Source organism: Amycolatopsis sp. cmx-11-32 (genome assembly GCF_047608695.1).
Classification (GTDB): Bacteria; Actinomycetota; Actinomycetes; order Mycobacteriales; family Pseudonocardiaceae; genus Amycolatopsis.
The window spans coordinates 264,016-286,110 of record NZ_JADNQN010000007.1 but is presented as its reverse complement, the minus strand read 5'-3'; the positions used below and the strand labels follow the sequence as shown (position 1 = coordinate 286,110).

The 22,095-nt window shown below is 67.5% G+C and carries 23 protein-coding genes; 12 read left to right on the top strand and 11 right to left on the bottom strand.

Annotated features, from left to right (window positions below; genetic code table 11):
• Nucleotides 1-43: 43 nt before the first annotated feature.
• Complete coding sequence (locus tag ACM6LR_RS23175) at nucleotides 44-517, bottom strand: MarR family winged helix-turn-helix transcriptional regulator (protein ID WP_414941295.1); 474 nt, start codon at nucleotides 515-517, stop codon at nucleotides 44-46.
• 106 nt (nucleotides 518-623) lie between these two features.
• Here ACM6LR_RS23175 and ACM6LR_RS23170 point away from each other — a divergent pair, with 106 nt between their 5' ends.
• Together ACM6LR_RS23170 and ACM6LR_RS23165 are read left to right on the top strand one after the other, a co-directional pair.
• On the top strand, nucleotides 624-2,660 hold the full coding sequence (locus ACM6LR_RS23170; RefSeq protein ID WP_414944474.1) for an MMPL family transporter: 2,037 nt from the start codon (nucleotides 624-626) through the stop codon (nucleotides 2,658-2,660).
• Between the two features lie 23 nt (nucleotides 2,661-2,683).
• On the top strand, nucleotides 2,684-2,938 hold the full coding sequence (locus ACM6LR_RS23165; RefSeq protein WP_414941297.1) for a hypothetical protein: 255 nt from the start codon (nucleotides 2,684-2,686) through the stop codon (nucleotides 2,936-2,938).
• 558 nt (nucleotides 2,939-3,496) lie between these two features.
• On the opposite strand, the gene ACM6LR_RS23160 is transcribed toward ACM6LR_RS23165, so the two are convergent.
• Nucleotides 3,497-4,132 (bottom strand): TetR family transcriptional regulator, encoded by a 636-nt coding sequence (locus ACM6LR_RS23160; protein ID WP_414941298.1) that lies wholly within the window; start codon nucleotides 4,130-4,132, stop codon nucleotides 3,497-3,499.
• A gap of 439 nt (nucleotides 4,133-4,571) precedes the next feature.
• Nucleotides 4,572-5,972 (bottom strand): fatty acid desaturase, encoded by a 1,401-nt coding sequence (locus ACM6LR_RS23155; RefSeq protein ID WP_414944473.1) that lies wholly within the window; start codon nucleotides 5,970-5,972, stop codon nucleotides 4,572-4,574.
• Between the two features lie 191 nt (nucleotides 5,973-6,163).
• On the opposite strand from ACM6LR_RS23155, the gene ACM6LR_RS23150 reads away from it, so the two are divergent.
• Nucleotides 6,164-7,174: a hypothetical protein gene (locus tag ACM6LR_RS23150; protein WP_414944472.1), complete on the top strand. Its 1,011-nt coding sequence runs from the start codon at nucleotides 6,164-6,166 to the stop codon at nucleotides 7,172-7,174.
• A gap of 51 nt (nucleotides 7,175-7,225) precedes the next feature.
• Here ACM6LR_RS23150 and ACM6LR_RS23145 read toward each other — a convergent pair whose 3' ends face one another.
• Nucleotides 7,226-7,402 carry a hypothetical protein gene (locus ACM6LR_RS23145; RefSeq protein WP_414944471.1) on the bottom strand — a complete coding sequence of 59 codons (177 nt, stop codon included), beginning with the start codon at nucleotides 7,400-7,402 and terminating at the stop codon, nucleotides 7,226-7,228.
• A 37-nt stretch (nucleotides 7,403-7,439) separates the two neighbouring features.
• On the opposite strand from ACM6LR_RS23145, the gene ACM6LR_RS23140 reads away from it, so the two are divergent.
• The gene (locus ACM6LR_RS23140; RefSeq protein WP_414941302.1) at nucleotides 7,440-7,631 is read left to right on the top strand and encodes an alpha/beta hydrolase; all 192 of its coding nucleotides are present in this window, start codon (nucleotides 7,440-7,442) and stop codon (nucleotides 7,629-7,631) included.
• An 8-nt stretch (nucleotides 7,632-7,639) separates the two neighbouring features.
• On the opposite strand, the gene ACM6LR_RS23135 is transcribed toward ACM6LR_RS23140, so the two are convergent.
• From ACM6LR_RS23135 to ACM6LR_RS23125, 3 genes are all read right to left on the bottom strand, one after another.
• Entirely contained in the window at nucleotides 7,640-7,831 is a 192-nt protein-coding gene (locus ACM6LR_RS23135) for a hypothetical protein (protein WP_414941303.1), read from the bottom strand.
• 207 nt (nucleotides 7,832-8,038) lie between these two features.
• Entirely contained in the window at nucleotides 8,039-9,496 is a 1,458-nt protein-coding gene (gene hpaB, locus ACM6LR_RS23130; RefSeq protein ID WP_414941304.1) for a 4-hydroxyphenylacetate 3-monooxygenase, oxygenase component, read from the bottom strand.
• Nucleotides 9,497-9,526: 30 nt separating this feature from the next.
• Nucleotides 9,527-10,060, bottom strand: a complete 534-nt coding sequence (locus ACM6LR_RS23125) for a flavin reductase family protein (RefSeq protein ID WP_414941305.1) — start codon at nucleotides 10,058-10,060, stop codon at nucleotides 9,527-9,529.
• 59 nt (nucleotides 10,061-10,119) lie between these two features.
• On the opposite strand from ACM6LR_RS23125, the gene ACM6LR_RS23120 reads away from it, so the two are divergent.
• On the top strand, nucleotides 10,120-10,809 hold the full coding sequence (locus ACM6LR_RS23120) for an IclR family transcriptional regulator (protein WP_414941306.1): 690 nt from the start codon (nucleotides 10,120-10,122) through the stop codon (nucleotides 10,807-10,809).
• A gap of 15 nt (nucleotides 10,810-10,824) precedes the next feature.
• On the opposite strand, the gene ACM6LR_RS23115 is transcribed toward ACM6LR_RS23120, so the two are convergent.
• The gene (locus ACM6LR_RS23115; RefSeq protein WP_414944470.1) at nucleotides 10,825-12,171 is read right to left on the bottom strand and encodes an MFS transporter; all 1,347 of its coding nucleotides are present in this window, start codon (nucleotides 12,169-12,171) and stop codon (nucleotides 10,825-10,827) included.
• Nucleotides 12,172-12,290: 119 nt separating this feature from the next.
• Here ACM6LR_RS23115 and ACM6LR_RS23110 point away from each other — a divergent pair, with 119 nt between their 5' ends.
• From ACM6LR_RS23110 to ACM6LR_RS23085, 6 genes are read left to right on the top strand one after another with little or no spacing between them, the layout of a single operon-like run.
• Nucleotides 12,291-13,775 (top strand): fumarylacetoacetate hydrolase family protein, encoded by a 1,485-nt coding sequence (locus ACM6LR_RS23110; protein ID WP_414944469.1) that lies wholly within the window; start codon nucleotides 12,291-12,293, stop codon nucleotides 13,773-13,775.
• Entirely contained in the window at nucleotides 13,757-14,428 is a 672-nt protein-coding gene (locus ACM6LR_RS23105; RefSeq protein WP_414941309.1) for a GntR family transcriptional regulator, read from the top strand. Before ACM6LR_RS23110 ends, ACM6LR_RS23105 begins: the two co-directional genes overlap by 19 nt.
• A gap of 13 nt (nucleotides 14,429-14,441) precedes the next feature.
• Nucleotides 14,442-15,947, top strand: coding sequence for a 5-carboxymethyl-2-hydroxymuconate semialdehyde dehydrogenase (gene hpaE / locus ACM6LR_RS23100; RefSeq protein ID WP_414944468.1), 1,506 nt, complete (start codon nucleotides 14,442-14,444; stop codon nucleotides 15,945-15,947).
• Nucleotides 15,948-15,977: 30 nt separating this feature from the next.
• On the top strand, nucleotides 15,978-17,072 hold the full coding sequence (gene hpaD, locus ACM6LR_RS23095) for a 3,4-dihydroxyphenylacetate 2,3-dioxygenase (RefSeq protein WP_414941311.1): 1,095 nt from the start codon (nucleotides 15,978-15,980) through the stop codon (nucleotides 17,070-17,072).
• Between the two features lie 9 nt (nucleotides 17,073-17,081).
• Nucleotides 17,082-17,867, top strand: a complete 786-nt coding sequence (hpaH, locus tag ACM6LR_RS23090) for a 2-oxo-hept-4-ene-1,7-dioate hydratase (RefSeq protein ID WP_414941312.1) — start codon at nucleotides 17,082-17,084, stop codon at nucleotides 17,865-17,867.
• Nucleotides 17,852-18,625, top strand: a complete 774-nt coding sequence (locus tag ACM6LR_RS23085) for an HpcH/HpaI aldolase family protein (RefSeq protein WP_414941313.1) — start codon at nucleotides 17,852-17,854, stop codon at nucleotides 18,623-18,625. Before hpaH ends, ACM6LR_RS23085 begins: the two co-directional genes overlap by 16 nt.
• Here the strand turns inward: ACM6LR_RS23085 and ACM6LR_RS23080 are convergent.
• Nucleotides 18,573-19,985, bottom strand: a complete 1,413-nt coding sequence (locus tag ACM6LR_RS23080; protein WP_414941314.1) for an MFS transporter — start codon at nucleotides 19,983-19,985, stop codon at nucleotides 18,573-18,575. The genes ACM6LR_RS23085 and ACM6LR_RS23080 overlap by 53 nt on opposite strands.
• Before the next feature lie 114 nt (nucleotides 19,986-20,099).
• Between ACM6LR_RS23080 and ACM6LR_RS23075 the strand changes: the two genes are divergently transcribed.
• Nucleotides 20,100-20,642 carry a hypothetical protein gene (locus ACM6LR_RS23075; protein WP_414941315.1) on the top strand — a complete coding sequence of 181 codons (543 nt, stop codon included), beginning with the start codon at nucleotides 20,100-20,102 and terminating at the stop codon, nucleotides 20,640-20,642.
• Here the strand turns inward: ACM6LR_RS23075 and ACM6LR_RS23070 are convergent.
• Nucleotides 20,629-21,573, bottom strand: a complete 945-nt coding sequence (locus ACM6LR_RS23070; RefSeq protein ID WP_414944467.1) for a VOC family protein — start codon at nucleotides 21,571-21,573, stop codon at nucleotides 20,629-20,631. The two genes, ACM6LR_RS23075 and ACM6LR_RS23070, sit on opposite strands and share 14 nt — an antisense overlap.
• A 26-nt stretch (nucleotides 21,574-21,599) precedes the next feature.
• On the bottom strand, nucleotides 21,600-22,004 hold the full coding sequence (locus ACM6LR_RS23065) for a hypothetical protein (protein ID WP_414944466.1): 405 nt from the start codon (nucleotides 22,002-22,004) through the stop codon (nucleotides 21,600-21,602).
• Nucleotides 22,005-22,095 lie beyond the last annotated feature (91 nt).

Here is a 22,095-nt window from a genome sequence, read left to right as displayed (position 1 = left end):
AGTGTTCACCGCGAAGAGGAGGCGCGCAGTCCGAGTGAGCCTTTCAGGGGACCAGGCGCCCGCGGACCTCCACGGTCGCGGCGATGCTGCTCCGAAGGAAGCGTGCGACCGTCCGCCGTTCGTCCTCCCCCAGGTCCCGCCATGCGGCGGAGAAGCTCGCGCCGAGCGGCAGGAAGAACTCGGCGCCGATCCGGCGGGCCTGGTCGTGCATCCGCAACTCGACTTTGCGGCGGTCGGTCGCGCTCCGGTCACGGTAGAGGTGCCCGGCTCGCTCCAGCCGGTCCAGCACCGACGTCGTGGCCGACGCGCTCAGGTGCAGGGCGCTCGCGAGCCTGCTCGGGCTCATCGGGGCCCCCATCCTGGCCGCGTCCATGATCACCGCGAGCGCGTTGAGGTCGGTCCGGTGCAGGCCGTGCGCCTCACCGAACATTTCGGCGAACCGGTCCGATTCGACGGTCAGCTGCCGCAGCAGGAGGACGAGCAAGTCGTCCGTGACCTGTTCGACGTCCTCAGGCATGGCCGAAACCTCCCCTCAAGTTGCCCCGTCCGGGTGACCATTCTACTATTTCGATGATCGAACTATCCACTCGTCGAAGTAGCGCTGTCACGGGAGCCATCCGTCCATGATCTCGGAAGTCGAACGCCCAGCCCGCACGCGGTCACGTCTACGGTGGCTGCTCCCCGCCCTCGTCGTGGTGGCCTGGCTGATCTTCGGCGGGTTCAGCGGCCCGTACGCCGGGAAATTGAGCCAGGTCACGGAGAACGACAGCAGCAGTTTCCTGCCCGCCTCGGCCGAAGCGACCGAAGTCGGCGAACTCCAGAAGCAGTTCTCCAGCGCCGCCGTCATCCCGGCGATCGTCGTCGCCGAGCGGCCCTCAGGGCTGACCGAAGACGACAAGCGATTCCTCGCCGACAGGACGTCGAACGCGCGACTCGTCCCCGCACCGGGCAGTGCCGCCGGCGCGCAGGTCGTCGTCCTGCTCGACGCCACGAGCGACCCCGGTGACGGCGTCGAGGCCCTGCGAGACGCGCTCGCCCGCGACACCCCCGACGGGTTGAAGGTGCTTGTGACCGGCCCCGCCGCGCAGGTCGCCGACCTCAAGGAGGCGTTCGGCGGGATCGACGGACTGCTGCTCCTGGTCGCGGGCGCGGTGGTGGCGCTCATCCTGATCATCGTCTACCGGAGCCCGCTGCTCCCCCTGCTGGTCCTGTTGTCGGCCGTGTTCGCGCTGGGAACGGCGAGTCTCGCGGTGTACCTGCTCGCGGACAACGACGTGCTGGCATTGAACGGGCAGAGTCAGGGGATCCTGTTCATCCTCGTCTTCGGTGCCGCCACCGACTACGCGCTCCTGATGATCTCGCGCTATCGCGAAGAACTTCAAACGACCGACGACGCCCGCACCGCGCTCCGCACCGCCTGGCGTTCGACCATCGAACCGATCGCGGCCTCCGCCGGGACCGTGGTCCTCGGTGTCCTCTGCCTGCTGTTCAGTGACCTGAACTCCAACAAGGGACTCGGTCCGGTCGCCGCCATCGGCATCGGCGCCGCCTTCCTGACGACCATCACGTTCCTGCCCGCCGTCCTGGCCTTGTGCGGCCGCAACGCCTTCTGGCCGTTCCGGCCGGCGGTGGCCCCGCGGAAGGAAGAGACCGGCGGACTCTGGGGCCGCGTCGCGGGCTGGATCGCACGGGCACCTCGCACGATCTGGATCGTCACGACCGTCGTCCTGCTCGCGGGCGGCGCGTTCCTCCCCCAGCTCAAGGCTTCCGGCACCGCACAGTCCGACGTCTTCCTCACCCCGGTCGATTCCGTGGCGGGTCAGGAAGTTCTCTCCCGTTACTTCCCCGGCGGCTCCGGCTCGCCCACCGTGATCATCGCGCCCGCCGGTCAGGCTCAGGCCGTGACCGCGCTGGCGCGCGTGCCCGGCGTATCCGACGTGCGCCAGAGCCCGGGCCCGGACGCCGGTGGGCTCGTGAAGATCGACGCGGTGCTGGCCGATCCCCCGGACTCCGACGCGGCCGTCACCACGGTCGAGCGGATCCGCGAAGCCGTGCACACCGTCGACGGCACCAAGGTCGGCGGTCCGACGGCGACGCTGCTCGACACCAGGAAGACGTCGGAGCACGACCGCCTGCTGATCATCCCGATCGTCCTGGTCGTGATCTTCCTCGTCCTCGCCCTGCTGCTGCGGTCACTGCTCGCGCCGCTGCTGCTCATCGGCACGGTGGTGCTGTCCTTCGCCGCGACCATGGGCGTCTCGGCGCTGGTGTTCAACCACGTCTTCGACTTCCCCGGCGCCGACCCGGTCGTCCCGCTGTTCGGCTTCGTCTTCCTTGTCGCGCTGGGGATCGACTACAACATCTTCCTGATGACGCGGGTCCGCGAAGAGGCGGGCAGGATCGGCACCAGAGACGGAACCCTGCGCGGCCTGCGCGTCACCGGCGGTGTGATCACGTCGGCGGGTGTCGTACTGGCCGCGACCTTCGCCGCCTTGGCCGTCCTGCCCATCCTCTTCCTGGCTCAGCTGGCGTTCATCGTCGCGTTCGGCGTGCTGCTGGACACGCTTCTGGTGCGGTCCCTGCTGGTACCGGCTCTGGCAGTGGACGTCGGCCGGAAGATCTGGTGGCCGTCGAAACTGGCGAAAGCCGGCCGGGCATGACCACGGCCCGTAGCCTGGCGACCATGAGCGAGCTGGACGACTTGCGAGAACGTGCCGCGGCCGGGGATCGGGACGCCGTCGACGAACTGATCGAGCTCGCCGGTGAGCGCGGCGACCTGGACGAACTCCGGCGGCTGGCCGACGGCGGCAGCGGTGACGCGGCGGACCAGCTGATCGAAACGGCGACCGAACTGGGTGCGCTGGACGAGCTGCGACGGCTGGCCGAGCAAGGGAACAGGACGGCGGCGGAGCAGTTGGCCGAGCTCACCGAGGAGTAGCACCTCGTATCGCCGGGATCAGCACAGGTAGCGCGGCCAGTAGCGCGATGTCGCGCATACAGTTTCGGGTGGTCGTGAGTGAAGATTCGGTTTAGGGCCATCCGTGCCTCAGTGTCGCGTGATCCTGCTTGCTTGACGTTGGGTTTCGTTCCTCGGACGGCGATCTCGCGTGATCAGACGGCGGTTACGCGTGATTGGACGGCGATCTCCGGAGATCGCCGTCTGATCACGGGTAAGACCTGCAGGATCACACGGCATTAGGTACCTACTGTCCGGCGGTTTCGCGTGACTGGCGGGACAGCACGTGTGATTGGACGGATGGCACACGTGTCCAGACGGACGACTCGCGACGGGGCCCGGCCACACGCGTGTCCTCCGTCCAATCACGCGTGTCCTCCGTCCAATCACGCGTGTCCTCCGTCCAATCACGCGTGTCCTCCGTCCAATCACGCGTGTCCTCCGTCCAATCACGCGTGTCCTCCGTCCAATCACGCGTGTCCTCCGTCGGATCACCTGTGGATCGACAACACCCGCTTGGCCGCGGCCGAGACGGCGGCCCTAATCCAGCGATGGATGCCGCAGTGAGCGGGTCGTGGTCGTGCCGAGCACGCGCGAGGCCATCCACGCCAGCGCGTCGGCCGTGCGGGCCGGGGTGTCCGACGGCTGCATGATGTGGCTGAGCACCGTCCGGACCACGACATCGATGGCGACACCGAGCTGCGCGGGGTCCAGCGGCGGGTCGTAGGCACGCACACGGCCGCGCAGCATGATCGTCGCTTCGCTCAGCAGGCTGCCGGCGCGAACCGTCAGCAGTGGCAGCAGCTCGGTGTCCGCGCCGTGCGTGGCCGAGACGATGGCGCGCAGCAGCAGGTTGTCGTCGGCGAGTTCGAGGACGCCACGGACGGCGTCGTGGATCGCTTCGACGAGGTCGTCGGGGTGTCGCCCGAAGGCGTCCCGGACGACCGAGAGGAACCGGGCGAGTTCGTGCGAGATCATCGCCTCGGCCAGCTGACTCTTCGAGCCGAGTTCGTTGTAGACGGTCTGACGGCTGACGCCGACGATGTCCGCGAGTTTGCTCATCGTCACCGAGGACCAGCCGGAACCCACGGTCAGCTCGATCGCCGACGCGACGATCGGTTCATGGTACGGGCCACCCGTGACCGCGGCTGACGGTACCTCGCTCATGATCGTCATTCTAGGCTGTGCCTCTCAAAGCGCGCTTTCGGGATTTCCGCAGCCGGGCCGCGGCGCCGACTGGGCACTCGCTCGGAGATCCGTTCCGTTCGCGCTTCGGCGCGGTCACGAAAGGGCTGGATCGTGGACATCTACGACCTGCGCGTCGTAAGCGGTAAAGACGTCAGAACTTGTCCTTGCCACTCACGAGGCTCTGGGTGGAGTGTGGAAATAGGGGCGTTGAGTGTCCCTGTTTCCACACCCCCTCCGGGTCGGACCGGTCACGCCAGGACCGTGTGGATTTTGGGACGTCGGATGTCCCAAATCCACACGCGCGCGCGGGGTACCGACGAACTGGATGCGGTGGTCGTACCAGTCCGACCAGAAGTACGGCAGTCGGGCGCCATCGCCTCGCACATGCCCAGTCCGTCGCATTTCGCACGGTCAGCCTCGATCTTCATCATGCTCCGACCCTTCCCGGTGCCACGAAATCGACCTTTTCCCGCACCCCGCAGTCCGGACAGCACCACGAATCCGGGATCGCCGACCACGACGTTCCGGCGGGGAAACCCTCACGCGGGTCCCCGAGTTCCTCGTCGTAGACGTACCCGCAGCCCGGGCACATCCCGCCCTCGGTCGCGTCCCCGTGCGTGTCGGCCACGACTCGCGACGGCGCGGTCACTCGGGTTCCGTAACGCGCCAGGATCTTGCCGCGTTTCGACGGCCGGATGTTGGCGCGGGAGATGTCGCCGTCGAAATGCGCGAGCACCCGCGGGTCCATCACCCGGCGCCAGACCGGCGGGACCAGTGCCGCCACGATCATCCCGGCGTAGCCCGTCGGCAGGACCGGTGATTCCGTGAAATCGCGCAGGGTCTGGTAGCGACGGGTCGGGTTGGCGTGGTGGTCGCTGTGCCGCTGCAGGTGATACAGCAGAACGTTCGTGGCGATGTTGTTGGAGTTCCAGCTGTGGCTGGGATTCACGCGTTCGTAGCGCCGCCGGTTCGGCGGGCCGATCTTCTGCCGCCGCATACCGTAGTGCTCCATGTAGTTCACCACTTCCAGCAGCGAGAACCCGATCACCGCCTGGATCACCAGGTACGGCAGGATCCCGACACCCAGCCAGGCGATCATCGCGACCCACAGCACCGCCGACATCAGCCAGGCGTTGAGCACGTCGTTGCCGATCCGGAACGGATGCCGGTCTCGCCGGGCGTACCGCTTGCGTTCCAGCCCCCACGCGGATTTCAGCGAGCCGAACACCGTGCGCGGCCAGAACCGGTAGAAGCTCTCCCCCACCCGGCTGCTCGCCGGATCCTCGGGGGTCGCCACCCGGACGTGGTGGCCGCGGTTGTGTTCGATGTAGAAGTGGCCGTAGAAGCTCTGCGCCAGCGCGATCTTCGACAGCCAGCGCTCGTGACTCTCCTTCTTGTGCCCCAGTTCGTGCGCGGTGTTGATGCCGATACCACCGACGCAGCCGATCGAGATGGCGAGGCCGAACTTGTCCACAACGGACAGCTCACCGCGGGAGATCAGCCAGAACGCGGCCACGAAACCCGCGTACTGGATGGGCAGGAACGCGAAGGTGATCCACCGGTAGTAGCGGTCCTGCTCCAGCCGTTCGATGACGTCGTCCGGCGGATTGTCGCGGTCCAGCCCGGCGATCAGGTCGATCAGCGGCACGACCACCAGGATCACGATCGGCCCGATCCAGAACCACACACCCCAGCCGGTGGCCGCGTGCAGCCCGATGGCGAGGAACGCGAGTGAGGGGACCACCAGTCCGATCAGCCACAGATATCGCTTGCGGTCGGTCCACTGGTCGGTCGAGCCTGCCGGGATCGTGCCCGTCATCTCGCTCATCGCACCCTCCTCCGTTGGCTGGGTTTACAAAACCTTAAGCGATGTACACCTAGTTTGACAAGACGTCACATTTTGTAAATCCAACGTTGCTTCCCTTGATGGAAAGCCAGCGATATCTTGTCTTTGTTAGGAAACTTACTTAACTTGTGATGACACGCCGCGATTCACTTCGTCCGCCCGAAGGAGCGCGAATGCCCCGATCATCCCGCCGGATCCGACCCGTCGCCGCGGCCACCGTCGCCGCGGCCCTGCTTGTCCTGCCCGCCACGACGGCCACCGCGAGCACCATGGCGAACAGCTCGTGGCCAGGCGGCTCCTCCGTCACGAACGCCGACGGCTCGAACGTCTTCGGCGGCAACCTGAGCGGCCTGTCGTTCGAAAGCCAGAACGTCCTGTGGGCGGTGAAGAACGGACCCGGCACGCTGTACCGCCTCGTGCGCAACGGCTCGAAGTGGCAGCCGGACACCGCCAACGGCTGGTCGTCCGGCAAGCAGCTGCGCTACCGCGGCGGCAAGGGAGACCCCGACGCCGAAGCCGTCGTCGCCACCCCGGACGGCGTGGTCGCGGCCACCGAACGCGACGGTGACAAGGACAAGACGAGCGCGCTCAAGGTGCTCCGGTACGACGTGTCCGGCTCGGCCAAGAGCCTCACCGCCAAGGCCGAATGGGATCTGACGGCGGACCTGCCGAAGGCTTCGGCCAACGACGGCCTCGAAGCCGTCTCGTGGATCCCGGACAGCGCCCTCACCACGAAGGGCTTCGTGGACGAACGCACGAAGGCGCCGTACAACCCTGGCAGCTACCCCGGCCACGGCACCGGCCTCTACTTCGTCGGCCTCGAGAGCAACGGGATGATCTACGCCTACGCGCTCGACCAGGCAGGCGGGAAGTACACCCGCGTGGCCAGTTTCGCGAGCGGGCTCGACTCGATCATGGAACTCGAGTTCGAAGCTTCGACCGGGCGACTGTGGGCGGTCTGCGACGACAACTGCGGCGGTGACTCGACGACGCTCGCCGTCTCCGCACAGGGCAAGTTCGCCGTGACGGCCGCCTACGACCGGCCGAGCGGGATGCCGGACTACAACAACGAAGGTTTCGCCATCGCGGGCACCTGCGCCTCCGGGAAGAAGCAGGTGGTCTGGGCCGACGACGGGGCCGAAGGCGGCCACGCGCTCCGGGCGGGCACCCTGACCTGCGGCTGAACCGGCAGCCGGATTCGGCTGGGACACGACCCCGAACGGGGCCGACACCTGTCAGCAGACGGCGATCCTCTGCAACGCCTCCGAAGGCCCTCGGGACTTCAAGACGATCTGGCAGCGGCGGCTCGACCGCGTCCGCGCGTACCCGGCCGTCGCCTCACCTGGGTTCTGGAACGGCCGGTGCGCGGGCTGGCCGTTGCCGGTCCAGCCGTAGAACTTCGCGAAGGGCACCAGTCCGCTGCAACTGGCCGGGCACGTCTACGAACCCGTGACACCGATCGGCTGGGCACTGGCCATGCGACAGCGGATCGGCGGCGCCCTGCTCACCATCGAGGACGATCACCACGGCTCGCTGTCCTCGCTCCCCTGCGCGAGCAAGGCTGTCGCGTTCTTCTCGACCGGAGAGGCCGGTGACGGGTCCTGCGCCGGAGCGCCGATCCCATCACCGTCCAGTCGTTGATCAGGGAGTCACTTGACTTCAGCCAGTGGTGGGACGACGCAGCAAGCTCCGGTGAAGCACCTGAAGGCGTCCACCCGTGCCTTGTTGGTCCAGTTGTCGAAGCGGTCGATCACCAGGTCGATCTCGCTGCCCGCTTTCGCGGTGTCGATTCCGAGACCGGTGAAGAGCAGACGTACGTTTTCGGGGGTTTCGTGCTTCATGCGACTCGCTCCCAGGCGTTCGGTGTTTCGTCGGCAGCGAAATCCTCCGTCACCAGGGCCTTCGCATCCAGTGCTATCCATCATTTCGACTTCATGCTTTTCGACTACGCCGAATGCGTGAGGTGATACCCCCGAAAGCAGGCCGGACCGGCCGCAAGTAGTCCTCTAGTTGCGGTAGATGCGCGTGCAACTACCGCAACCAGTCCTCTACTCGTCGCGCGCCAGCAGCTCCCGCACCCGCTCCTGCAGCGCCTCCCTCGGGTACGCGTTCACCTGGGCGCCCGCCATCCGCACCGGGTCGCCGAAGAAGAAGTACTCGTACAGCGACTCCCGTCCGGCGAAGCTCGAGACCGACGCGTCGAAAGCGAGCTTGAACAACCGCGCGCGGTCCTTGGCGGGCAGGGTGGCCGACTGAAGGTAGGTGTCGATGTCGGGACGGCCCTCCGCCTCGAAGTCCGATTCACCCGGTAGCGCCATGAGACCGGACGCCGAGAATTTGCGGATGATCTCGGTCAGCCGCGGCGAGACCTTGGTGGGGTACCAGTTCCTGGCGGCGTTGAGAACCTCCCACTTGGGCAGGAAGACGCCGTCCTCGCTCACCGCGCCGTCGGCCTCCGCCGCGCGAAGCACGGCCTTCTCGATCTCGACGTAGGAGATCAGCTCCGACAGGTCCTGCTGGATGTGCTGGAACCCGCCGATACCGATCGCGGCGGCGATCTCACTGGCGAGCCCGAGATAGAACTCGGTCTTGGCCAGTGTGCGCGTGACGACCTGGTGGGTCATGAGCGCGCCGGCGCCGGTCTCGGAGTACCAGGCGTTGCACAGTTCCGGATGCCCCAGCAGGAAGACCCGCTCGTTCGGGACGAACACGTCGTCGAACACCACGACCGCGTCCATCTCCTCGAAACGCGAGGCGAGCGGCTCGTCGAAACGCGAGCGGCCGTGGTCGAGTCCGGCGCGGCAGAAGTACTTGAGCCCTGGCGCGTCGTTCGGGACGGCGAAGGCGTAGGAGTACGGGGCGTCCTCGGGAGTGCCGCGCAGAACGGTCGACGGGAACACCAGGAGTTCGTCGGCGATCGGCGCGATCGTGGCGAGCATCCGGGCACCTCGGACGACGATGCCGTCCTCCCGTTCCTCGATCACCTTCGCCGACAGGTTCCCGCCGCCCTGCTGGCTGCCGGACACCGAACGGTTGACCTGCGGCGGGATCAGCGTGTGCGTCGCGAGAAGGTCGTTCTCCCGCGCCATTTCGTAGTACTTTTCGATGCGCTCACCGAAGACCGGATCGGCCTTGGCGAAGAACTTCTTCGCGGTCGAAAGCGCGGTGAGCGACGAGTTCATGTAGTCGCCGGTGCGACCGAGGAAACCGTTGGAGTACTGCGCCCACACGGAAAACGCGGCGCGACGGCGTTTGAGGTCGTCCTCGGTGCGTGGCACCAGGAACGAGGTCCCGACCCGCTCCCCCGTGGTCGGCGACTCGTAGGTGAGGACGTCGCGGTGCGCCGGGTCGTGCTGGAGGTCGAACAATTTCGCGTAGGTCAGCGCGTTGTTCCGGAAGGCCGCGTGCTCGGCGACCTTCGAGGTCACCTTCTCGCCGTCGACGTACAGCTCCGGCGTCATCGCGTTGAGCTTGTCGAGGAACTGCTGTCCGGTGCGGGCTCCCATGTCGTGCTCCTTCTCGGGGGAACGTCGTTGTCAGAAGAGGGATTCGTGGCCTTGCGCTGATTCGTGGATGGTCGAGAACTGCCCGTTGACGAAGCCGAGCGCGTCGCCGGAGCGGTAGTCGAACTCCTTCACCTCGCCGAGGAACAGGGTGTGGTCGCCGCCGTCGTAGGCGGCCCACGGCGTGCAGTCGAACCAGCTGAGGACGCCGCCGAGCCGCGGCGCGTGCCCGCCCTCGACCCACACCGGCGCACCTTCGGGAGACGGACGGCCGGCGAAGTTCATCGCGAGCGCCTCTTGTTCCGCGCCGAGGACGTTGACCGCGAACGGGCGGCCTTCGAGCAGGTCGTGACTCTTCACGGTGCGCTGGATCGAAACGAGTACGAGCGGCGGATCCATCGAGACCGCGGTGAAGGAGTTCACCGTCAGGCCATGCCGTTTCGTCGCGGCATCGAAGGTCACCACCGCGACACCCGTCGCGAAACGGCTGAGACAGCCCCGGAAGAACTGCGCGGACGGGCGATACAACTTCGAACCAGGCGAAAAACCACTTTCGCGTGACGTCATCGTCAGATCCTGTTCTATAATCGAACAGCCAGTTCAACTATCGAAATGGATCGTATATGATGACTTCGGGCTCCCGCAAGGTTTCCAGCGCGTCCCAGACGCTCAGCCGGGGTATCCGCGTGCTCGAAGTCCTTGCTGACGCACAGGAAGCGCTCACCGTCGACCAGATCGCCGAACGGCTCGGCGTGCACCGGTCGATCGCGTACCGGCTCATCCGCACGCTCGAAGACCACGGGCTTCTCACCAGAGAGTCCGGCGGAAAGTTCGAACTCGGCACGCGACTGGCCGCGCTCGCGGCGGGGATCAAGCACGACCTGCAGGCCGCCGCGCTGCCCGAACTGACCGCGGTCGCGAACGAACTCGGCATGACGTGTTTCGTGGCGGTGATGGACCGCGAAGAGTGCGTGACCTTGGTCAGCGTGGAACCCCGGCACGCCGTCGCGTCCGTCGCGCAGCGCCCGGGGTCCAGGCATCCGTTCACCGCGGGCGCGCCCGGCCGCGCGATCCTTTCGCAGCTGCCGCCGGAGGACTGGCCGGAGGAAGTACGGGAAGTGGCCGCCCGCGGCTACGCGGACAGCCATGGCGAGGTGATCGAGAACCTCAGCGCGGTCGCGGTGCCGCTCCCCCTGCGCGGCCACAACCCCGCGGCGCTCGCGGTCGTCTACCTGTCCAGCACGCGAACCGCCGCCGAACTCGCGGAGCGGCTCAAGACGGCGGCGAAGGCCGTCCGTGACGCCCTCGGCGGATAAGCGTCACGGACGGGGTCACTTCGAGAATCGGAGCGGGCTCACCGCCTGCTCGGCTTCGTGGTCCGGGCCGAGTGGAATCCCCGACCTGTCACGCAGGAGCAAGGTGGCGATGAGGCCGATGACCGTCATCCCCGCCAGGTAGACGGCCACGGACAACGACGTGCCGGTCGCGCCGACCAGCGCGGTGGCGATCGTCGGCGCGAACGCGCCACCGAGGATCGCGCCGAGCGCGTAGGAGATCGAGACGCCGGAGAACCGGATCGACGCGGGGAACAGTTCCGCGTAGAACGCCGCCTGCTGGCCGTAGGTGAAGCCGAGCCCCACGCTGAGAATGATCAAACCCAGCGCCAGCAACATGACGTTCCCGGTGTCCACCAAGGGGAAGAGGACCGCGACGCCGGCGAGCTGGGCGATCCAGCCCACCACGTAGGTGCGCCGCCTGCCGATCCGGTCGGACACCGCGCCCGCTGCCCACGTCGAGATCAGCCAGGTCGCCGCCGACGCGGTGACCGCCCACAGCACCGGGCCGCGGTCGAGCCCGATCGGGCCCTTCGGGTTGGTCGCGTAGTTCTGGATGTAGCCGCCGGTGGTCATGTAGCCGACGGCGTTGTTGCCCGCGAACACCAGCGCGGCCACCAGGACGAGCACGGCGTGCTTGCGGAACAGCTGGACGATCGGGGTCCGGGTCTGCTCACGCCGCTGGGCGATCTCGCGGAAGACCGGGCTCTCCTCGACGCGGCGCCGGACGTAGTGGCCGACCAGGATCAGCCCGACGCTGAGCAGGAACGGGATCCGCCAGCCCCAGTCGAGGAACGCCTGGCCGGGCACGAGCAGGCTGGTCAGCGCCAAGACGCCGGACGCCAGCAGCAGACCGAGCGGGACGCCGATCTGCGGTGCGGCGCCGAAAAGTCCTCGGCGCCGGGCCGGCGCGTGCTCGACGGCCATCAGGACGGCGCCGCCCCATTCGCCACCCGCCGAGACACCCTGCAGGACCCGCAACAGGATCAGCAGCACCGGCGCGAGGACGCCGATCTGGTCGAACGTCGGGAGCACGCCGATCAGCGTGGTCGCGGCGCCCATCAGGATCAGCGTGAGCACCAGGACCACGCGACGGCCGTACTTGTCGCCGAAGTGCCCGGCGAGGAAGGCGCCGAGCGGACGGAACAGGAAACTCACGCCAACGGTGGCGAACGAGACGAGTGTGCTGTTCGCCCCGAGGCCGGAGAAGAACAACTTGCCGAACACCAGACCGGCGGCGGACGCGTAAACGAAGAAGTCGTACCACTCGACGGTGGTGCCGACGACGGTCGCGAACGCGACCCGGCGCCGGTCCGCGGACGGTCGCGCGGTTCGACTGGGCATGCGCTCGTCCTGCGCTGGGTTCGACACGTGGACTCCTTTGTCGTCGGCCGCCTTGCCACTGTGGCACAGAATCATATACGTTATTAGATACGAAGCAAGGGTCGAGGAGTTCAGGAAACATGGACACTTACGAGGCAACGGCGCCATCAGGACGCGGTTCCGGTCCGCTGGGCACCCGGCCGGGCAAGATCATCGCCGTCCATCTCAGCTACGCGTCACGGGCCGAGCAGCGCGGGCGGCGCCCGGCGAACCCGTCGTACTTCTTCAAGCCGTCGAGCTCGGTCGGCACGTCCGGGGGCACGGTCGAACGCCCGGCCGGGACCGAACTGCTGGCCTTCGAGGGCGAGATCGCGCTGGTCATCGGCACCACGGCCCGGTGGGTCAAACCGGACAAGGCGTGGGAGCACGTCGCCGCGGTCACCGCCGCGAACGACTTCGGCCTCTACGACCTGCGCACCGCGGACAAGGGCTCCAACGTCCGGTCCAAGGGCGGTGACGGCTACACCCCACTCGGCCCCGGCCTCATCGACGCACGCGACGTCGACCCGTCAGCCCTGCGCGTGCGCACTTGGGTGAACGGCGACCTGGTACAGGAGGACACCACGGCCGGACTGCTGTTTCCGTTGCGGCAGTTCGTTTCCGACCTCTCCCAGCACTTCACGCTCGAACCCGGCGACGTCATCCTCACCGGCACCCCCGCCGGGTCCACGGTGGTCTCCCCCGGCGACGTCGTGGTGGTCGAAGTGGACGTTCCCGCCACGTCCGCCAGCAGCGGACGCCTCCACACCACCGTCACCCAGGGAATCCGGTCGTTCTCCGACATCGGCAGTCTCCCCGAGGTCGACGACAAGCAGCGCGCCGAAGCCTGGGGCACTCCCTCGGATGAGCCGCTGGAAGAAAGCCCCCTCGCTCTCAGCGACGAACTTCGCGCCAAACTGCTGCGCGCCCCGGTGGCGGGCCTCTCCGCCCAGCTGCGTAAACGCGGATTGAACAACGTCGCGATCGACGGTGTGCGCCCCAACCTGCCCGGCTCGAAGATCGTCGGCACGGCGAGGACTTTGCGCTTCGTCCCCAACCGCGAGGACCTCTTCAAGTCCCACGGCGGCGGCTTTAACGCGCAGAAGCGCCTGTTCGACTCGGTCGGCGCCGGTGAGGTGATCGTCATCGAGGCCAGGGGGGACAAGGGTTCCGGAACGCTCGGGGACATCCTGGCGTTGCGGGCACGGTATCTCGGCGCGGCCGGAGTGGTCACCGACGGCGGGGTCCGCGACTTCGACGCCGTCGCGGCGACCGGCCTCCCGGTGTTCTCCCAAGGCGCGCATCCGGCGGTCCTCGGCCGCAAACACGTGCCGTGGGACATCGATGTCGCGGTCGCGTGCGGCGGCGCGACCGTGCTGCCCGGCGACATCATCGTCGGCGACGACGACGGCGTGGTCGTCATCCCGCCGCACCTCGCCGAAGAGATCGCCGACGCGACGCTCGTCCAGGAGGACGAGGACGCCTGGATCGCCGAGCAGGTCGGCCAGGGCCGCGCGATCGAGGGGCTCTTCCCGCTGAACCCGTTGTGGCGGGAAAGGTATGAGGCATGGCAGAAGAAGCAGTGAAGACGAGCAGCAAATCCGAACTCGCCTACGAGTGGCTGCGTGAGCGGATCGCCCGGCACGAGTACGGACCCGGCTACCGGCTCGTCCTGGCCGAGATCGCCGGCGCGCTCGACATGAGCGTCGTCCCGGTGCGCGAGGCGATCCGGCGACTGGAGGCCGAACGGCTGGTGACCTTCGAGCGCAACGTCGGCGCCCGTGTGGCGATGGTGGACCAGAACGAATACGTCCACGCCATGCAGACCCTCGGCGTCGTCGAAGGCGTCGCCACCGCGCTGTCCGCGCCGCGACTGTCCGAACAGGACATCGCGAAGGCACGCCGGGTGAACGAGCGGATGATCGCCCTGCTAGACCACTTCGACGCGCACGAGTTCACCGCGCTGAACCAGCGGTTCCACTCGCTGCTGTTCGCCTGCTGCCCCAACCCGCAGATCCTCGACCTGGTGCATCAGGGCTGGACGCGGCTGTCCGGGCTGCGCGACTCCACGTTCGCGTTCGTCCCCGACCGGGCGCACCGGTCGGTCGAAGAGCACGAACAGATCCTCCGGCTGATCTCCGAGAAGGCCGCCCCGCTCGACATCGAATTCGCCGCGCGCAATCACCGCTGGGCCACCATGCAGGCCTTTTTGGACGCTCGAGAGCGCGCGAACCGCTGACTGAGGAGGAATCTTGACCACCACGACTCCCCGGCCCATCCCGGACGGTGTCCCGGAGCGGATCCGGCACTACATCGGCGGCGAGCACGTCGATTCGGCCGACGGCGCCGTCTTCGACGTGATCGACCCGGTGACCAACGAGGTCTACGTGCGGGCGGCCGCCGGCAAGAAGGCCGACATCGACCGCGCCGTCGCCGCCGCGCGGAAGGCGTTCACCGAGGGACCGTGGCCGACGCTGCTGCCGCGCGAGCGGTCCCGAGTGCTGAACCGCGTCGCCGATCTCGTCGAGTCGAGGGACAAGCGCCTGGCGGCGCTGGAGAGTTTCGACTCTGGCCTGCCGATCTCGCAGGCGCTGGGCCAGGCCCGCCGGGCCGCGGAGAATTTCCGGTTCTTCGCCGATCTGATCGTCGCGCAGGCCGACGACACCTACAAGGTGCCCGGCCGCCAGGTCAACTACGTCAACCGCAAGCCGATCGGCGTCGCCGGGCTGATCACGCCGTGGAACACGCCGTTCATGCTGGAGTCGTGGAAACTCGCCCCGGCACTGGCGACCGGAAACACCGTCGTGCTCAAGCCCGCCGAGTTCACCCCGCTTTCGGCGTCGCTGTGGCCGGAGATCTTCGAAGAGGCCGGGCTGCCGCCGGGTGTGTTCAACCTCGTCAACGGCTTCGGTGAGGACGCGGGTGACGCGCTGGTGAAGCACCCCGACGTCCCGCTGATCTCGTTCACCGGCGAGAGCGGCACCGGCAGCCTGATCTTCGGGAACGCGGCGCCGTTCCTCAAAGGGCTGTCGATGGAACTGGGCGGCAAATCACCCGCCATCGTCTTCGCCGATGCCGACCTGGAAACCGCGATCGACGCGACGATCTTCGGCGTGTTCTCGCTCAACGGCGAACGCTGCACCGCGGGCAGCCGGATCCTGGTCGAACGCGCGATCTACGACGAGTTCGTCGAGCGCTACGCCGCGCAGGCCAAGCGCGTGGTCGTGGGCGACCCGAGCGACCCGGCGACCGAGGTCGGCGCGCTCGTGCACCCCGAGCACTACGAAAAGGTCATGAAGTACATCGAGATCGGCAAGACCGAAGGCAGGCTCGTCGCCGGCGGCGGCCGCCCGGACGGCTTCCCGACCGGGAACTACGTGGCGCCGACGGTGCTCGCCGACGTCAAACCGGACGCCCGGATCTTCCAGGAGGAGATCTTCGGCCCGGTCGTCGCGATCACGCCGTTCGACAGTGAACAAGAAGCGCTCGCGCTGGCGAACAACACGAAGTACGGGCTCGCCGCGTACGTCTGGACCAACGACCTCAAGCGGGCGCACAACTTCGCACAGGCCGTCGAGGCCGGGATGGTGTGGCTCAACTCGAACAACGTCCGGGATCTGCGCACGCCCTTCGGCGGGGTGAAGGCGTCCGGGCTGGGGCACGAGGGTGGCTACCGCTCGATCGACTTCTACACCGACCAGCAGGCGGTGCACATCAATCTCGGCGAGGTGCACAACCCCGCCTTCGGCAAGCGCTGACCCGTTCCCCCGTCCACGAAGGATGCCGCAATGACCTCCATCCCCACGCCAACCGCGCCACCGCCGGACGTCCTGCGCTGTGCGTACATGGAACTCGTCGTCACCGATCTGGCACGGTCGCGCGCGTTCTACGCCGACGTCCTCGGCCTGACGGTGACCGAAGAGGACGAGACCACGGTCAGCCTCCGCACGATCGACGAGTTCATCCACCACAACCTCGTGCTGCGCCAGGGCCCGGTCGCCGCGGTCGCGGCGTTCTCCTACCGGGTCCGGTCACCGGAGGATCTGGACAAGGCCGTCGCGTTCTACACGGAGCTGGGCTGCCGGGTCGAACGCCGCGAGGACGGCTACACCAAGGGCATCGGCGACTCGGTGCGCGTACAGGATCCACTCGGCTTCCCGATCGAGTTCTTCCACGACGTCCAGCACGTCGAGCGCCTCGGCTGGCGCTACGACCTGCACATCCCGGGCGCGCTGGTCCGCCTCGACCACTTCAACCAGGTCACCCCGGACGTGCCGCGTGCGGTGAAGCACATGGAAGACCTCAACTTCCGTGTCACCGAGGACATCCAGGACGACCAGGGCATCACCTACGCGGCGTGGATGCGCCGCAAGCCGACCGTGCACGACACCGCGATGACCGGCGGCGACGGGCCGCGCATGCACCACGTCGCGTTCGCCACACACGAGAAGCACAACATCCTGTCCATCTGCGACAAACTCGGCTCGCTGCGGATGTCGGACCACATCGAACGCGGCCCCGGCAGGCATGGCGTCTCGAACGCGTTCTACCTCTACCTGCGTGACCCGGACGGGCACCGTGTCGAGATCTACACGCAGGACTACTACACCGGTGACCCGGACAACCCGGTCGTCACCTGGGACGTGCACGACAACCAGCGCCGCGACTGGTGGGGCACGCCGGTGGTCCCGTCCTGGTACACCGACGCGTCGCTGGTGCTCGACCTCGACGGCAAGCCGCAGCCGGTGGTCGCGAGGACCGACGAAAGCGAACTGGAAGTCACGATCGGCGCCGACGGCTTCTCCTACACCCGCAAGGGCGAGGACGAAGGCGAACTGCCGGCGTGGAAACAGGGCGAGTACAAACTCGGCAACCAGCTCTGAGGCGGGAACATGCTCGAACAGGAAACAATCAGCGCGATCGCCGACGAACTGGCGGCCGCGGAGGAAGCCCGTGAGACGATCCCGTTGCTGACGGCGCGCTACCCGGGCATGACCGTCGAGGACTCCTACGCCGTGCAGAACGAATGGCGGCGCCGGGGCATCGCGGCGGGGCGTCGTCCGGTCGGCCGTAAGATCGGGCTCACCTCGAAGGTCATGCAAGCCGCCACCGGGATCACCGAACCCGACTACGGCGCCATCTTCGCGGACATGGTGTTCGAGAACGGCTCCGTGATCGAGCACAGCCAATTCTCGAACGTGCGCATCGAGGTCGAGCTGGCCTTCGTGCTCCGCGACTCGCTCACCGGCCCGGACGCCACTGTGTTCGACGTGCTGCGGGCGACCGAGTACGTCGTGCCCGCGCTGGAGATCCTGTCCTCGCGCATCGAGATGGCGGGTCGGACCATCGTGGACACGATCAGCGACAACGCGGCCATGGGTGGGATGGTCTACGGCGGCAACCCGGTCGCCGTGGACGCCGTCGACCTCCGCTGGGTCTCGGCGCTGTTGTACCGCAACGAGACCATCGAGGAATCCGGCGTCGCCGCCGCGGTGTTGAACCATCCCGCGAACGGTGTCGCCTGGCTCGCGAACAAACTCGCGCAGCACGGCGACAGACTCGATCCGGGCGACATCGTGCTGGCCGGATCGTTCACCCGGCCGATGTGGGTGCACCCCGGCGACACCGTGACCGCCGACTACCGGGACCTGGGGGCGATCACATGCCGCTTCGTCTAGAGCCCACGTTCCGGGAGCGGCTGGCCGAAGCCACGCGGCCGCAGATCGGCATGTGGGTCACGTCGGGAAGCCCTGTCGTCACGGAGATCTGCGCGGGCTCCGGGCTCGACTGGCTACTCGTCGACACCGAGCACTCCCCCGCCGGGCTGGAGACGGTGCAATCGTTGCTGCAGACGATCGCCGCGTATCCGATCACGCCGGTGGTCCGTGCCCCGTCCGGCGATGCGGTCGCGCTGAAGCGTCTGCTCGACCTCGGGGCGCAGAACCTGCTGGTGCCGATGGTCGACAGCGCTGAGGAGGCAGCGGATGTCGTGCGCGCCGTCCGCTATCCGCCGCGAGGCGTGCGCGGTGTCGGCAGCGCCCTCTCCCGGTCCGCGCGCTGGAACCGGGTCGAGGGCTACCTCACGAAGGCCGACGAGTACACATCGCTGTTCGTCCAGATCGAGTCGACAGCGGGTGTCGCGGCCGCCGGCGAGATCGCCGCTGTCGACGGCGTCGACGGTGTGTTCGTCGGGCCATCCGATCTGGCCGCCTCGATGGGCCTGCTCGGACAGCAAACGCACGCCGACGTCACCGCGGCCGTCCTCGGCACGTTCGAGGCCGTCCGGGCACAGGGGAAACCGGTGGGGGTCAACGCTTTCGATCCCGCGCAGGCGCAGCGTTATCTCGACGCAGGTGCTTCGTTCGTGCTGGTCGGCGCGGATGTCACCTTGCTGGCCCAGGGTTCGGAGGCGCTGGCGCGGCGGCATTCGGTTTGAGGTCGGCGGAATCCACCGGCTCAACCACCCTCGAACTCCCCGGAAGCCGAAAAGCGGCGACGACACCACCGACGGCGACAAGACCGATGAACCCGAAAACCACGCCGAAAGCCAACGTAGGACTGAAGCCGAAACCCGCCAGAACCGCGCCGGTCACCGCCACGCCCGCCACCGCGCCCACCTGCCTCACCGTGGTGAACAAGCCCGAGGCACCACCCGCTGCGCCCGGGTCCACGGACGCCATCGCGATGGCGGACAGCGGTGACCAGGCCATCGCGTTGGCTGCCCCCAGAAGCACCGCCCCTGCCGTGATCCACCAAGGATTCAGTTCCAGCACGACCACGAGACCTATCTGCAGCAAGCTCACCGCGAGCAGGCTCATGCCGAGGATCGCCGGCCGGCGCCCTCCCACCCTGTCGACCCACCGGCCGCACGGCGGCGACAACAGGATCGCCACGACGGCGTCCGGTGCCAGGACCATCGCCGCTTCGATCGGTCCGAAGCCGCGCACTTCTTGGATGTAGAGCATGGTGGGCAGTGCCATCGCGAGGACCGTCGCGCCGAGGGACGCCATCGCGAGGCTCGCCGACAAGTATCCGGATGAGCGATAGAGATGCAGTGGCGCGAGCGCGTCCGGTCCTTCGCCGCGTTCTCGTAAATAGAAACAAACGAGCAGTGCGACGGCGATGGCGGTCGCCGGCAGCGAAAGAGTGTTCCAGGACAGCAAGGCCCACACCAGAAGGCTCAGCCCCACCGTGCTCAACGCGGCACCGAGGAGGTCGAACCGCGCGACGCCTCCCTTACTGCCCGGGATCAGGCGGATCCCCATCACGGCGGCGACCAGGCAGAGCGGCACGTTGACCCAGAAGATCCAGCGCCAATCCAGGCTCGCGGTCAGCAGGCCGCCCAGGATGGGCCCGAGCAACGTGGCGGCGGCCGCGACCGAACCCCAGATGCCGAAGGCACGGCCACGTTCGTCGTCGGCGAACAGCCGTCGGATCAACGTGAGCGGTTGTGGGGACATCGCGGCGGCCACCAAGCCTTGCAGGACTCTGAAGGCGATGAGCCATCCGATCGAAGGCGCGAGCCCGCACAGCGCGGAGGTGACGGCGAAGCCTCCCATGCCGAAGAGGTAGACGCGCTTCGGATCGAAAAGGTCGCCGAGCCGGCCCGCGACCAGCAAGGGAACCGAGAACGCCAGCAGATAGCCCGCTGTCACCCAGAACAGACCGGCGACGTCCCCGCCCAGATCGGCTTGGATGCTGGGGCTCGCGACGGCGACGATGGTCGTATCCAGCAGGAGTACGAAAAATCCCGCGAGCAGGGCCGCCAGCCCGCCCCACCGCGACGGAAGAAGCACACCGATCACGATAGGGCCACGGAACCCGGTCGTCGTAAAGGGGTCGGCGCGATATACGTTCACCGGGCGAAATAGCGATCGCGATCGGAACGGACGCGGTTTAGGGTCCAGCTCATGACCGCTCTTCCACGCGGTGGCCGCCCCGCCGAGGCCCTGGCGGCCATCGAAGTGAGCATCGAGGATCGCTGGCGGCAGTTCCTCGCGGAATACGGTGCCACCTCCGGTACGAAGGAGGAGATCGACCTCGCCGAAATGGTCGTCGCCGACACGTCCGCGTTCGCCTGGCGGGTGGTCGACGCCGCACTGAGCCGGTTGCGGTGCGCCGTATGCGGCGACGAACTCGGTGCGGGTCCCACCGGCTGCGGGAAATGCGACCACGCGAACGGTTTCCGGTTCGCGGCCAGCGAGATCGACAGGCACGCGACACCGCCGGGCACCGAGCACGGGCTTCGGGTCGCCACCGCTGTCGCCCGCACCCGGCACCGCTACGGAACGCGGGCCCGCTGCGGCTTCGAACTCGGACTTCCCGACCTGCTCGAAGGCAAGCTGCCCAGCACTGCACAGGCGCAGGCATACCGGGCGGCGATCGACAAGCTCACCGAAGAGGATTGCGAACGCGTGACCTCCTTCGAGGAGGTCCTCGCTAGACGCTCCTGAACACGATAGCCGCGCCAAGTGCCTCGGCCGACGGAACGAACGGTGCGCCGTCAGCGGTCCTGCCAAGTGAGAACCCCTTCCCTCGTAAGAACTCCTCAGTGGCGAAGACGTCACGGACGCCGACGGCGCAGGCGACCATGGCCGGCAGCAACTCTTCCAACCGGGAGGCCGGAACCAGGGTCAGCCGCCCGGCCTCGAGGTCGAAGGCCCACGCGGGCCCATCCGAACGGACCAGCAGGCCGAAATAGCGCTCGTAGCGCGCCACGACCGTCGTGAGTTCGTCGTCGGCAACGCACAGCACAGCCTCTACCAGGGCGATCGCCCCGTTGGGATGTTCCGAAGACCGGGCACCCTGTATCTCGCCGTCGAGGTCCGCGACCACGCCGACCCGGCCTTCCTCCACCGAACCATGGCGCATCCCGACGCCATCGATCTCCAGGTACCGGACCGTTTCGGCCACGGTGCCCGCCTCGGTCTCGACCGGGCGCCGTACCGTGTTCACACCTCCGTGCCCGACTTCGGACGCGGTCAGCCGCGTCGCGACGGCGTCGATGTCGGGGGACGAGAACATCAGGATGTGGAGGCCCTCGAAGCGATCCAGGCAGGCCGCCAGGTTCGCGCTCGTCGTGGCGATCCGCTCGACGAGGAGTGGCAGCACTTCGGGCGGAGCCGTCAGCGCGAAGACGTTCGCGTCAGGCGGCAGGGCATCGCCCTCGCGTACCGGCGTCGCGAGTTCGAGAAACCCGTCCGCGAAGTCGGCGTGCGTGTTCGCCGCGCCGAACGGTTCCGGTTCGCCGTCTTCCCCGCGGGCCATGGCCGGATAACTGGGTGGCGCCACCACGAATCCCAGTCGCCGGTAGCGCTCCAGCGCGGACGGCAGGTCGCCGACGACGTGGCCGACATGGTGCAGACGTGCGATGTCGCTTCCCATGCCGGCCAGCCTAAAGGCGTCGAGGCTCAGTAGTCGTCGCGTCCGGTGAACTGCTGCTCCAGAAGCTCCGCCGAGCCCGCGACGAGTTCGAGCGGATCGGTGAACTCGTTGATGTCGAGGTTCACCAGCGGCAGGGAATGGCGCAGCACCAGGTGTTCGCCCATCACCACCAGTCCTCCGACGACGATCGTGTTGCCGATCTCGGTCAGCACGGTCGCCAGGTCGACCTCGTCGATGCGCGCGAACGGCGTCGCGATCTGCACCCAGTCCTCGCGGCGGTCGAAGATCTCCCGCGCGATGACCACGGTCTGGGCCCGCTCTTCGTAATCATCGTCGCCATAGGACAACCGAATGCGAATTTCGTCCGGTTCGTCCTTTATTACCCGATATCCTTGTCGTACGAACGCGACCAGATCGGCCCATTCCGCCATGAATTCAGTCTCCCTCGCAGTCGAAGATCAAGACTAGCGACTACGAAAGCGAAGAGACCGGGCTCAGCCCGACATCACCCGGACAGCGGCC

Excerpts from the sequence above, each read along its gene's own strand:
- ACM6LR_RS23175 (WP_414941295.1), bottom strand. The coding sequence starts at position 517 with ATGCCTGAGGACGTCGAACAGGTCACGGACGACTTGCTCGTCCTCCTG.
- ACM6LR_RS23170 (WP_414944474.1), top strand. The coding sequence starts at position 624 with ATGATCTCGGAAGTCGAACGCCCAGCCCGCACGCGGTCACGTCTACGG.
- ACM6LR_RS23165 (WP_414941297.1), top strand. The coding sequence starts at position 2,684 with ATGAGCGAGCTGGACGACTTGCGAGAACGTGCCGCGGCCGGGGATCGG.
- ACM6LR_RS23160 (WP_414941298.1), bottom strand. The coding sequence starts at position 4,132 with ATGACGATCATGAGCGAGGTACCGTCAGCCGCGGTCACGGGTGGCCCG.
- ACM6LR_RS23155 (WP_414944473.1), bottom strand. The coding sequence starts at position 5,972 with ATGAGCGAGATGACGGGCACGATCCCGGCAGGCTCGACCGACCAGTGG.
- ACM6LR_RS23150 (WP_414944472.1), top strand. The coding sequence starts at position 6,164 with ATGCCCCGATCATCCCGCCGGATCCGACCCGTCGCCGCGGCCACCGTC.
- ACM6LR_RS23135 (WP_414941303.1), bottom strand. The coding sequence starts at position 7,831 with ATGAAGCACGAAACCCCCGAAAACGTACGTCTGCTCTTCACCGGTCTC.
- hpaB (WP_414941304.1), bottom strand. The coding sequence starts at position 9,496 with ATGGGAGCCCGCACCGGACAGCAGTTCCTCGACAAGCTCAACGCGATG.
- ACM6LR_RS23125 (WP_414941305.1), bottom strand. The coding sequence starts at position 10,060 with ATGACGTCACGCGAAAGTGGTTTTTCGCCTGGTTCGAAGTTGTATCGC.
- ACM6LR_RS23120 (WP_414941306.1), top strand. The coding sequence starts at position 10,120 with ATGACTTCGGGCTCCCGCAAGGTTTCCAGCGCGTCCCAGACGCTCAGC.
- ACM6LR_RS23115 (WP_414944470.1), bottom strand. The coding sequence starts at position 12,171 with ATGCCCAGTCGAACCGCGCGACCGTCCGCGGACCGGCGCCGGGTCGCG.
- ACM6LR_RS23110 (WP_414944469.1), top strand. The coding sequence starts at position 12,291 with ATGGACACTTACGAGGCAACGGCGCCATCAGGACGCGGTTCCGGTCCG.
- ACM6LR_RS23105 (WP_414941309.1), top strand. The coding sequence starts at position 13,757 with ATGGCAGAAGAAGCAGTGAAGACGAGCAGCAAATCCGAACTCGCCTAC.
- hpaD (WP_414941311.1), top strand. The coding sequence starts at position 15,978 with ATGACCTCCATCCCCACGCCAACCGCGCCACCGCCGGACGTCCTGCGC.
- hpaH (WP_414941312.1), top strand. The coding sequence starts at position 17,082 with ATGCTCGAACAGGAAACAATCAGCGCGATCGCCGACGAACTGGCGGCC.
- ACM6LR_RS23085 (WP_414941313.1), top strand. The coding sequence starts at position 17,852 with ATGCCGCTTCGTCTAGAGCCCACGTTCCGGGAGCGGCTGGCCGAAGCC.
- ACM6LR_RS23075 (WP_414941315.1), top strand. The coding sequence starts at position 20,100 with ATGACCGCTCTTCCACGCGGTGGCCGCCCCGCCGAGGCCCTGGCGGCC.
- ACM6LR_RS23070 (WP_414944467.1), bottom strand. The coding sequence starts at position 21,573 with ATGGGAAGCGACATCGCACGTCTGCACCATGTCGGCCACGTCGTCGGC.
- ACM6LR_RS23065 (WP_414944466.1), bottom strand. The coding sequence starts at position 22,004 with ATGGCGGAATGGGCCGATCTGGTCGCGTTCGTACGACAAGGATATCGG.